Origin of the sequence: Actinospineispora spinosispora DSM 44797 (assembly GCF_000429025.1) — a bacterium.
Taxonomy (GTDB): Bacteria; Actinomycetota; Actinomycetes; order Mycobacteriales; family Pseudonocardiaceae; genus Pseudonocardia; species Pseudonocardia spinosispora.
Genome location: NZ_AUBB01000058.1, coordinates 16,149 through 27,240, shown reverse-complemented (window position 1 = coordinate 27,240; position 11,092 = coordinate 16,149). Strand labels below are relative to the sequence as shown.

At 66.0% G+C, this 11,092-nt stretch carries 6 protein-coding genes and 2 pseudogenes; all 8 read left to right on the top strand.

The window, feature by feature from the left end; translation table 11 throughout:
* Positions 1 to 140 precede the first annotated feature (140 nt).
* Positions 141 to 1,553, top strand: a complete 1,413-nt coding sequence (locus G406_RS56045) for a caspase, EACC1-associated type (protein ID WP_084216300.1) — start codon at positions 141 to 143, stop codon at positions 1,551 to 1,553.
* Between the two features lie 616 nt (positions 1,554 to 2,169).
* Positions 2,170 to 2,331 (top strand): hypothetical protein, encoded by a 162-nt coding sequence (locus tag G406_RS57205; RefSeq protein ID WP_156935087.1) that lies wholly within the window; start codon positions 2,170 to 2,172, stop codon positions 2,329 to 2,331.
* Between the two features lie 315 nt (positions 2,332 to 2,646).
* Positions 2,647 to 4,002, top strand: coding sequence for an MFS transporter (locus tag G406_RS0122330; protein WP_028935495.1), 1,356 nt, complete (start codon positions 2,647 to 2,649; stop codon positions 4,000 to 4,002).
* 688 nt (positions 4,003 to 4,690) lie between these two features.
* A pseudogene (locus tag G406_RS48975) lies at positions 4,691 to 5,200 on the top strand (transposase); the annotation flags it as partial.
* A gap of 79 nt (positions 5,201 to 5,279) precedes the next feature.
* On the top strand, positions 5,280 to 6,554 hold the full coding sequence (locus G406_RS0122315; RefSeq protein ID WP_037077950.1) for a tyrosine-type recombinase/integrase: 1,275 nt from the start codon (positions 5,280 to 5,282) through the stop codon (positions 6,552 to 6,554).
* Complete coding sequence (locus tag G406_RS48970; RefSeq protein WP_211241229.1) at positions 6,551 to 9,049, top strand: site-specific integrase; 2,499 nt, start codon at positions 6,551 to 6,553, stop codon at positions 9,047 to 9,049. Before G406_RS0122315 ends, G406_RS48970 begins: the two co-directional genes overlap by 4 nt.
* 58 nt (positions 9,050 to 9,107) lie before the next feature.
* Positions 9,108 to 10,007 (top strand): annotated as a pseudogene (locus G406_RS59830) (IS1380 family transposase); the annotation flags it as partial.
* Between the two features lie 241 nt (positions 10,008 to 10,248).
* A complete protein-coding gene (locus G406_RS54405) occupies positions 10,249 to 10,917 on the top strand; it encodes a helix-turn-helix domain-containing protein (protein ID WP_169736764.1) in 669 nt (222 codons plus the stop codon).
* Positions 10,918 to 11,092 lie beyond the last annotated feature (175 nt).

Here is an 11,092-nt window from a genome sequence, read left to right as displayed (position 1 = left end):
CCCCGCCGATCCACGGTAAAAGTCCTGGCAGTGAAGCCCGACGGGACAAGGGTGGAGATCGTCGGCGAGCACCTGGGTACTGCTGGGGACATTGAGAGTCTATTGCGCAGTTGTTTGCGCCCCGAGGGAGATCAGTAACAATGCCGTTGCCCGACCGACCCCGGTCGCGGGCTGTTCTGATCGGCACCAGCACCTACCAAGATCACCGCCGATTGCCCAGCCTGCCTGCGGTCGCTAACAACCTTAGCGACCTTCGGGCAGCACTCACTGACCGAGATCTCGGCTCGTTTGATGCGAAGTACTGCACGTTGATCGAAAACCCGAGCGACCAGCGGGAGGTGGCCACTTCCCTTGCCGATATCGCCGCCACCGCCGACGACGCACTGCTGGTCTACTACTCAGGCCATGGAGTTCTTGGTTCACCGGAGCACAATCTGAATCTAGGTTTGACTACTACTGACATCGACCGCCCCGAGTATTCCTCGTTGCCGTTCCATTGGGTGCGAAATGAGCTATTGAGAAGTAGAGCTAAGACGAAAGTCCTCATCCTTGAATGTTGTTTCTCGGGGCGAGCAATTGATGATGTAATGGGTGATCCAGAGTCTCTGGTGCTGGGCCAGACTAGTGTAAATGGGACTTATACGCTTACTGCTACTTCTGCAAATACGGCAGCTCTTGCACCCTCTGGGGGACGCTACACGGCTTTCTCGGGGGAGCTTATCGAGCTGCTGAGCGACGGGGTTTCTGACGGGCCGGCTCAGCTAGACCTGAATTTTATCTATAAGCGGCTGAATTCTCGGATGACTGCAAAGGGGTGGCCCACGCCCAAGCAGCAGGGAACGAATAACGTCCATGACTTAGCCCTGGCTCGTAATCCAAGGTATCGCGCCCCTAGCTTCACTCTCCGGCCTGCTGAATGGGCGAAGGACAGCGAAGGTGATCAACTTACGGATCTGCTGCTGCAAGAGTTGCTCACGGGTCAGCTTAGCAGCGGAATGTGTCGAAGACTGGTTGACCAGCGAGTAGTGGTGCTGAACTCCAATATTGACGCGTCCGCGGCTAACCGGGTGATCAGTGAGCTGGTGCTCTTCGCGACTTCGGATCCGCTTTCAGTGATTAACTTCTACATTAACTCGCCTGGCGGCTCGCTGAGCGCTGCAATGGCGATCCATGAAGCAATGACATATATTCGACCTAGAGTGGCTACGTGGGTTATAGGTTTGGCTTCTGGTGTAGCTCAATTACTGCTCTCAGCTGGCGCGCCAGGTAGACGATATGCACTTCCCCATGCTCAGGTTCGAATTAGAGGACCTTGGGTCTCGGATCCAGCAAAGCTGAATAAACAAGTCGTAGACGATGACTCTATTAAATCGATAGTGAAGATTGTCGCCGTTGACACCGGCCAGCCAGCCGATCGGGTACGAGCGGACCTCATCCGCACTCGATGGTTCTCTCCGCAGGAGGCACTCGAGTACGGAATGATCGATCAGGTCGTCGGTCGACTGAATCTAGGACAGGCTGCGGAGATCGAGCGACCAGTGTCTGAAGATTAGACGATTACCGACTGCGTTGACCTCGGCGGAGACCTCGCGCGGCTCCAGCCCTGGTGCGGGGACCGCATCGAGCTGCTCGATGAACTGGTCACGGTCGGTCAGATCGGGTCGAGCCGGCGGATCGAACAGCTCACCGCGAGGGATTTACCACGGCTGCGGTCGTGGAGGTGTCCGAGCGCGTCTGGGGTCGAGCGGGTGAGCACAGTGACACGTCGCCCGAACCGGTCAACGACACCGCGATGACTAGCAGACCCGCGATGACGACCAACTAGGAATTAGCTATCGCCTGCAGCTGGCCAGTCGTGGCGGCCAGAGTGGGCGATAGCTGGAAGCGCCACCGTGAGCACGGAATTGTCGACGACAGTGATTACCAGTACGGCGTACAGGACTGCCATGATCCATCCATCTGTGCGCTGGCCTACTGCTACCACCGCTGTGGCCACTATCGTCAGCCGTCACTTGATCGGTCACTGGGCGTCTCCCTAGGCCAGCTCTGGTCAGGGATGCCTCCGAGTCACTCACCCTCAGATGAGGCGAGACCATTTGAGGGCTTTCAGCCAGGGCTCGGCCCAAAGCTGCGCCGACCTTCCGTCGGCAGAGGCCGGGGGGATCACGGGTGGTGAACGTGATGGTGACCGCGGCATGGCAGACCTCGCGGACGACGTGGTGGATCGGGAAGGCGATCGCGGACCTGACCGGCGAGGACCTGACCGACTTCCTCGCCGCGCTGGAGCAGGGCGATTTCGTCGGCGCGCTGCAGGTCGTAGCCGAGGCCTAGGGGCTGGACCAGGGGTGGGGAAGTCGGGAGGCGCTTATCCGTAGTGCGTCGAGCCAGTCGGGTCGGATGGGTTCGGGTACTACGGCCCGGGCCAGCAGCAGCACCCGCGTCGACTGCTTTGGTCTCGGCGGGTCGCGGCACTCCGATGCAGATGGTGATATCGACTCGCATGGTGAGCTCGACACGACCGGTCATTCCACCGCCGGCGTGCTGGTTGGGTGGTCGTGGGTTGTTTAGAGGTGGCCTGCTCTGTATGGACTGGGGTCTGATCGAGTTTGACCGTCGCCGCATCGTCTCGGTGACAGGCTTGATGCCATGGCTGAGAGACGAAACCTCGCGTTGACGGCGTTGTGTCTGGCCTTCTTCGTGGTCCAGCTCGACGCGACGGTCGTCACCGTCGCGCTGCAAGTCGTCCGCTCGCAGCTGGGTGGTTCGCTCGCCGATCAGCAGTGGGTGGTGGACAGCTACACGATCGCGTTGGCGGCGAGTATGCTCGGTGCAGGCTCGAGCGGTGACCGGTTCGGTGCGCGGAAGGTCTGCCTGACCGGCCTCATGGTCTTCGGGCTGGCGTCTGTGCTGTGTGCGCTCGCCCCGGACATCACGACGTTGGTGGCGGCCAGAGTACTCCAAGGAGTGGGAGCGGCAGCGTTGCTGCCGTGTTCGCTCGCGCTCATCGTGCGCCAGTTCCCGGATGCGAGCGACCGTGCTCGTGCACTCGGCGTCTGGGGCGGCATCGGCAGTCTGGGGCTGACCTCGGGGCCCATTCTCGGTGGTGCCCTGGTCGTCACGCTCGGCTGGCAGACGATCTTCCTGGTCAACGTGCCGTGTTGTCTGCTCGCCATCGCACTGATCCAGCGGTATGCGCTGCCGGCCCCACGAGGACCCGAGCGGCTCGATATCGCCGGACTGTGCCTGGGAACGATGTCGTTGACGCTACTGGTCGGGGCCTTCATCGAGTTCGGCCAGTACCTGGCAGGCGCCTCGCTCGCGGTCGGGCTCCTGGTGGGGGCAGCGGTCCTCGGCGGCGGGTTTGTGCTGTCGCAGAGCCGTGCGGCGCACCCGATGCTGCCGATGGACGTGTTCGGATCGACCCGGTACTCCTCGGCGGTCTCGGCCGGGTTCCTGTTCAACTTCTGCCTTTACGGTGCGCTGCTCTGTCTGTCGCTCTACCTCCAGGGCCCCCAACGCTTCTCCGCGTGGCACGCCGGTCTGCTGATCTTCCCGTTGACTGTGGCGATCGGCGTCGGGGCCGTGCTGAGCGGCTGGCTCACCGCCGCACTCGGGCCGAGGGTGCCCATGTTGCTCGGTTTCGCGGCCGGCGGGGCCGGAGCGCTCATTATGGTGATCGGTGGCGCGGTTGAGTCGCTGCTGACGATTGTGGCAGGCGCCACGCTGCTGGGTTGTTGCTCGTTGGCGATGCCCGCCATGACCTCGGTTGCCATATCGACGGCAGAGCCGGCGCGAACGGGGCTGCTCAGCGGCGTGTTCAACACTGCGAGACAGAGCGGCGGGGCTCTCGGCGTGGCGATGCTCGGCGCCCTGTTGCACGCCGAAGGCGTCGCGCTCGTTCTTCCGATGGCCGTCGTCGTGCTCGCCTACCTCGCCGCGATCGGCGCCGCGATCGGCGCCACGCGCGCCGAGCGGACCGTGGCGGCAGCAACTCCTCGCTGATGTGTCTAGAACTGACCGGCTACAGGCGTGGCGTCGTGGGTGCGCGGGTAGCCGCCGCCTCGGATCCCGGTCCTGGCGCCTGCCGGTGATCGCGACACGGCAACGCCTGTGGTGAACGCGACGAAAGAGGCATCTCCGGTGCCCGGGAGCCACCTGACGGTGATAGCCGGCACGGGACACATCGCCCAGCTCGATCCTCAGACCGCTGACGGCCGTCAGGCGGTCGAACAGTTTCTGCTCGGCTGACTGTCAACGGCCAGTTGTATCTCCCTGGTGGCGGCCAGATAGGTCCCCGGCGGGTTGGGTGGGGTTAGCTGACTCCGGCAAGTTGAAGTGGCTCCAGTGCGGCATCGTCTTGAGTTCTAGCGGTGGTCGCAACACCCCAGTTGAGAGATGTTGCAATGACCGGAGCTAATCGGAACCGACGTAAGCCTGGCCCGGAGTCATTGACGGCCCAACGTGATCAATATCTTCGTCTGATGGCGAAGGACATGAGCAACTCGGCGGCGTGTCGGGAAGCCGGGATCAACCGCAGGACCGGGAGTCGGTGGCGGTACGGACGTACTAACCCCGGCTCTTCATGAGCGAGTTGGCGTGTTCGCGCCCCGATAGACGAAAGTGCCCCGCTACCAGGGAAGACTGAGCTTGCTGAGGGCCCAGGTCATCCAGGTAGAGGAGCACTTTCGAGGTGCAGGCTACAACGACGCGTCCACGGATCACCGCGGCGGCTGACGGCGAAGGCGTGGTGTCTCACGCTGGGTCGCGGTTGCTGGCTGACGTTGGTGACCGGACCACGCTGACCGCCGCGTTATCCATTGCGTTGGCCGGGCTGCGCAAGCCGCGAGCCCGCCACGACCCGGGCCGGATATTGCTCGATCTGGCGGTCGCGGTGGCCGATGGTGCGACGACGATCTCTGACATCGCGGTGCTGGCCGATCAGGCCGAGTTGTTCGGTGCGGTGGCGTCGGACTCGACCTGTTGGCGGCTACTCGATCAGCTCGATCGCGTTCAGCTGAACGCGATCGCCCGAGCTCGAGCTGCCGCACGGGAGGTGGTGTGGGTCCAGCGGACCGAACTGTCCAGGCAGGCGTTCCCGCCGGCGAAGGCCGCCGGGCGGGTCCTGCCCGGTCTGGTGATCGACCTGGACGCCTCGGTCGTGGTCTGTCACAGCGAGAAAGAGCACGCCGCACCGACATTCTCCTGTTGACTGAACTACTGAGGTCGTCGCTGGTGGCGTTGGGCCTCGAGCGCCCTGCAGCAGGCTACGGTCCGTAGCCATGATCGACGGGGTCGATGAGGATCGTGATCTGTCCGCGCTTGTCGTGCCGAGAGTGGGAACAGTCGAGGTCGGCGATGATCTGTGGGAGCCGGTTCGGCTGATTGACTCGGGCGGCGAGGGGGTCGCTGCGGTGATGGCGTTCCTGAGGGAGCTGCAGGCCTCGGGCCGCTCGGCGGCGACTCAGCGGTCGTATGCGATGGATCTGCTGCGGTGGTTCCGGTTCGTCTGGGCCATCGGCGTCTCGTGGGACCAGGTGACCAGGGTGGAGGCCCGCGACTTCTGCCGCTGGCTGGGGCTGCGGGATAAGCCCACTCGCGCTGAGGCCAGGCCGCAGCGCGTTGTGCCGAACCCGGTGACCGGCAAACCCGGCCCGGGACCGAAGTACGCCGCGGCGACGCGAGCGCATTCGGAGACGGTGCTGCGGGTGTTCTACGACTTCCATCGTGACGCCGGCACGGGCCCCATGGTCAACCCGTTCCCGCAGGCTCGAGAACGGCGCGGTAGCCGGGCAAACGCCCATCACAACCCAATGGAGCCCTTCCGCAACGAGCGGGTGGGGTTGTATCGGCCTCGGGGCGCGCGACGGATCCCGCGCGCCATCCCCGACGAGTTGTTCAGCCGGGTGTTCGCGCAGCTTGGCTCGCATCGGGACCGGGCACTGGTCGCGCTCTGGGTGTCGACCGGGGCCCGGGCCGCCGAGCTGCTCGGCGCGCGCTGCGGCGACGTTGACCCTGGCCAGCAGCTGATCACGGTGATCCGCAAGGGGACGCGGGCGATCCAGCAGCTGCCGGCGTCGCCGGATGCATTTGTGTGGCTTCGGCTCTACCAGGCCGGCCACGACCAGGCGTTGTCGGCCGGCCGGGATGACCCGCTGTGGTGGACCCGGCGCCGCCCGTTCCGGGCGTTGACCTACCCGGCGGCGCGGGCGATGTTCGGCCGGGCTGCCGGTGCGCTTGGCGCCAACTGGACACTGCACGACCTGCGACATACCGCCGCCTACCGGATGGCCCGCGACCCGCAGCTGCCTTTGACCGACGTGCAGTGGGTCCTCGGGCACGCCCACCTGTCCACCACCCAGCGGTATCTCACGCCGATGCCCGGCGATGTGATCGCCGGCGTGCTCGCTCATCACCGCCGTGACGGGCAGCGGGCTGCGGCCGATCACACGAGACCTACCACCGCCGACACCGTCGCCGCGGCCGATGCGGCGGCGCTGTCGAGTGGGTATCGGCAGGACTCGTTGGACGTGCTGTTCGGTGGGCGAACCTCGTGAGCGCGCTCGTCCTGCCGGGCTCGGTCCAGGAGACGTCGGCCGGGTCGATCGGCTCGACCGCAGCGCTGATCGGCCCGGACATGACCCAGCTGTGGCAGCGTTTCCCGCCCCGGCTTTCGGCACCGTCTTGGCCGGCGACCGAGCAGGGCCGCGAACCGCTGCTGGCCCGGCTGAGCGCTACCCCGTTCCTCGTTGAGGAGGACCGGGTGGCGCGGCAACGCCGCCGGCTGGGACTGGTCCGGCTGCTGGACTGGCTGGAGGAGCAGCCCGGCGACACGTGGCAGCAACGGTGGCAGGCCAGCGACGCCGACATGATGGGCAACGCCGACTGGTGGCACCCGATGCTTGCCTGGGCGCGTCCACAGAACCCGCACGGCGGGGTGTCCACAGGGAGCAACCTGCGGGTCTGCGCGCTGCTGCTGGCCGGCGCCGATGTGATCCGGCCCAGCCTGGCATGGGTCCTGACACCGCGAGCACCGCAGAACCTGGTCGCGATCATGGCGCGGGCGCGGGACCCAGAGGGCTTCACGGAGCTTGCCACGCTCTGCGCGACATCCCCTGCGGGGCGGACGATGAAGGCTGCGGCGCTACGCCGGGCGGCGACCATCCTCGCGGTCAAGGGCGGAACCCTGCGCGAGATCACCGTCGGGGACTGTCTGGAACTGTCGGTGGCCGTCGACGGCCGGTCGCTGCGCGCGAATAAGGGGATGGGCTTCTACCAACTGCTGCACGCGATGGGTGTGTTCGGCCCGCACGCTCCGTCGACGATCCGGGCGTTCGGCACGCGCGGGCAGCTCAGCCCTACCCAGCTGATTGACCGCTATGGCATCGCTCATCGCCCGATCCGCGGCGTCCTCGTCGCCTATCTGCAAGAACGCCAGCCCATGCTCGACCACACCACGCTGCGGGAGCTGGCGTTCAGCCTCGGCGCACTGTTCTGGCGGGATCTGGAACGCCACCACCCGGGCATCGCCTCGCTGCACCTCGCACCCGAGGTCGCCGCAGCCTGGAAGCAGCGCGTCCTGACCAAGACCCGCCGGGTTACCGGACCCGACGGGCTGACCAGCGAGGTCCGCGAGCGCCGCGCCGGCGCCCTGCACAACCTCGCCGCGGTCCGCGCGTTCTATCTCGACATCGCTCAATGGGCGATGGAAGACCCGGCCCGATGGGGGCCATGGGCGGCCCCGTGCCCGATCCGCGCCGACGACCTGGCTCGACAGAAAGAGATCCGGTCCCGCAAGTCGCGGACCGACCAACGCACCCGAGAACGGCTCCCGCTCCTGCCCATGCTCCTGTCCCGGGTCAACGACATGCGCTCCACCACAGCCGCCGCCCTGGCAGCCGCCCGGGCTGCCCGGCCCGGCGAGTCCTTCCCCGCCGGCGGCCGCACCCTGCGCCGCGCCGCCACCTCCGCCCAGGCCGCGGCCCGGATCTGGGGCGAGGACCCCGACACCGCCCGCCGCCACGACCTCACCGGCGAGGAGGACCGGGCGTTCTGGACGTGGGCTTCGATCGAGACACTGCGCCACACCGGGATCCGTATCGAGGAGCTGACCGAGCTCAGCCATCACAGCCTCATCCATTACACCCTGCCCAGCACCGGCGAACCCGTCCCGCTGCTGCAGATCGCCCCGTCGAAGACCGACACCGAACGACTGCTGGTGATCAGCCCCGAGCTCGCCGACGTCCTCGCCGCGATTATCACCCGGATCTGCGGCCGGGACGGCGCGCTGGGCTGCGTCGCCTCCTACGACACCCACGAGCGGATCTGGAACCCGCCGATGCCGCTGCTGTTTCAGCGCCGGTTCGGCCTCGAACACCGCGCCATCCCTGCCGCCACCATCCGCGAATGGATCAGCGGAGCGTTCGACGGGGCCGATGTCACCGACGCCGCCGGACAGCCACTGCGGTTCACCCCGCACGACTTCCGTCGTCTATTCATCACCGACGCCGTCCTGCACGGCATGCCCCCGCACATCGCCCAACTCGTCGCCGGGCACCGCGACATCAACACCACCATGGGCTACAAGGCGGTCTATCCCGACGAGGTGATCAACGGGCACCGCGCGTTCATCGCCCGCCGCCGGGCCCTACGCCCCAGCACCGAATACCGGGTGCCGACCGAGCAGGAATGGGAGGAGTTCCTCGGCCACTTCGAACGCCGCAAACTTGCCCTCGGCACCTGCGGCCGCTCCTACGCCACCCCATGCATCCACGAGCACTCCTGCCTGCGCTGCCCACTGCTGCGCCCCGACCCCGCACACCGCGCACGACTGGTCGAGATCCGCGACAACCTGCACGCCCGCATCGCCGAAGCCCGCCGCGAGGGTTGGCTCGGCGAGGTCGACAGCCTGCAGATCAGCCTCACCGGCGCCCGCCAGAAGCTCGCCCAACTCGACCAGCTCGCCACCCGCGCCACCAGCACCCACCTCGGAATGCCCCGCTTCCCGCAGATTGCCGGCCGTTCTGTCCTCAACCCCGACCCGCCAACCTGACCGGCTCCACACACCTCGGCGAAACAGCGCGGAAAGATCGTCTCGTAGTGCAGAGAACAAGAAGACCTTCGGCTACCACCCGATGCTGGCATTCTGCGACAACACCGGCGAGTTCCTCGCCGCCACATTGAGACGCGGCAACGCCGGCAGCAACACCGCCGCCGACCACATCAGCGTGCTCGACGCCGCGCTGATGCAGATCCCCGACGCCCACCGGCATGGCAGTCCGATCCTGGTCCGGGCCGATACCGCCGGCTGCACCCAAGAGTTCCTCGCCCACATCCGGCACTGCGCGAACAGGCATTGAGCTGCGAGTTCTCCGTCGGGTGGCCGATCAGGGACAAAGAACGGGCTGCGATCACCGCCATCCCAAGGACGGTGTGGGCAGACGCGATCAACGCCGACGGGCGCCACCGCGACGGCGCCGGCCTGGCCGAGATCACCTCCGCCCTGCCCGAAAACCGCGTTGGAGAACTACCCGGCCGGGACCCGGGTGATCGTGCGCCGCGAACGCCCGCACCCCGGCGCCCAACTCGACGCCTTCGAAGAAGCCGACGGCTGGCGCTACACCGCGTTCGCCACCGACACCCAGGCCGGCCAGCTCGCCCACCTCGACGCCCGCCACCGCGCGCACGCCCGGGTCGAAGACCGCATCCGCTGCGCGAAAGACACCGGCCTCGACCACTTCCCGTCCCGGACGTTCGCTATCAACCAGGCATGGCTGAGCGTGGTCATGCTCGCCGTCGACCTCATCTCCTGGACCCAACACCTGCTCCTGCACGGTGATCTCGCCAAGGCCGAACCGAAGACACTGCGCTACCGGCTACTACACGTCGCCGCGAGGCTGACCCGAGGACAGCGAAGGCTCTGGCTGCGTATCCAACGATCCTGGCCCTGGGCCCACCAGCTCACCGCCGCGTTCACCCGACTCAGGACGCTCCCCGTTCCCGCTGGTTGACCTCTCACCCCCGACACGACGAACGGCGGGAGCTACCGGCAGAACAGCACGCCGGACACACCACCACGCCCATCCGCGGAAACACCCAGCGAAAAGATCACCAGCTCAGCACCGAGATCAACTCGCCGGTTCACGAATTACCAGGGCTAATGGCAACCAAGCTGGCCGTACCTACTCCTACCCACCGATCACTGAGCAGCCGCGAGTGATTTCCTCTCGGTTCTTGTCCGGGGACGAGCGGGTGAGCGTCGCTGATCTGCTGCGCGCCGGGCACTCTGTGCGGGTTATCGCATGTCAGCTCGAGCGCAGCCCGGCCACCATCAGCCGTGAGATCAAGCGCAACCGTGACTGCGAGTCCGAGATTTATCACCCTCATCGGGCCGAACAGCGGGCCGTCCTTCGTCGTGCTCGATCAACGGAAGGCATGCTGCGGCGCAACCCCGAATTGCGCCAGTTCGTGCAACAGCGACTGGACCAGTGTTGGAGCCCGGAGCAGATCAGCGTTGCACTGCGGCGCCAGTTCACCGGCCAGCCCGACATGCAGGCCGCATCCGGAACCATCTATCAGGCCCTCTACCGGCCCGAGCGCGCGGCGGCCTGCACCGCGACACCGCCACGAGACTACGTACTGGGCGTCGATACCGACGGCGGTGCCGTCGCCTCGACGAACGCCCAAGGCGGATCCCAGTGTCCTGGTCAGGCAAGCGTCCCGCGCAGCAGGCGTAGACCGAGCCAACACGACGACAACCAGGAGAGGTGTGCGTGTGATGGCTCAGGCTGTTCCCCGGTCGGCGGAGACACCATCGAGAGCCCTACCGAGAACTGCCGGTTGATGACGGGAGTGTTCGATGCCTTGCGAATCTTCACCGGACTTGTGTGGCTCTCCAACGCGATAGCGAAGATCATTTGACGTGGGTGTGTACGACTGGGGGTTCCTGTCGTTCAACCTGGTGACCAGGGGTGCTGCACGTTCGATTGCCACCGACGCTTCGTTCAAAACCTATATCGCGCCGTTGGGGCGTTTTACCAGCATGTGGTGTTGCCGAACTGGGGGTTCTTCGGGGTTTCCTCACCTGAACCGCCCC

Bases quoted from the DNA above. Each gene is read 5' to 3' on its own strand.
- G406_RS0122330 (WP_028935495.1), top strand. From the start codon at position 2,647: ATGGCTGAGAGACGAAACCTCGCGTTGACGGCGTTGTGTCTGGCCTTC.
- G406_RS56045 (WP_084216300.1), top strand. From the start codon at position 141: ATGCCGTTGCCCGACCGACCCCGGTCGCGGGCTGTTCTGATCGGCACC.
- G406_RS0122315 (WP_037077950.1), top strand. From the start codon at position 5,280: ATGATCGACGGGGTCGATGAGGATCGTGATCTGTCCGCGCTTGTCGTG.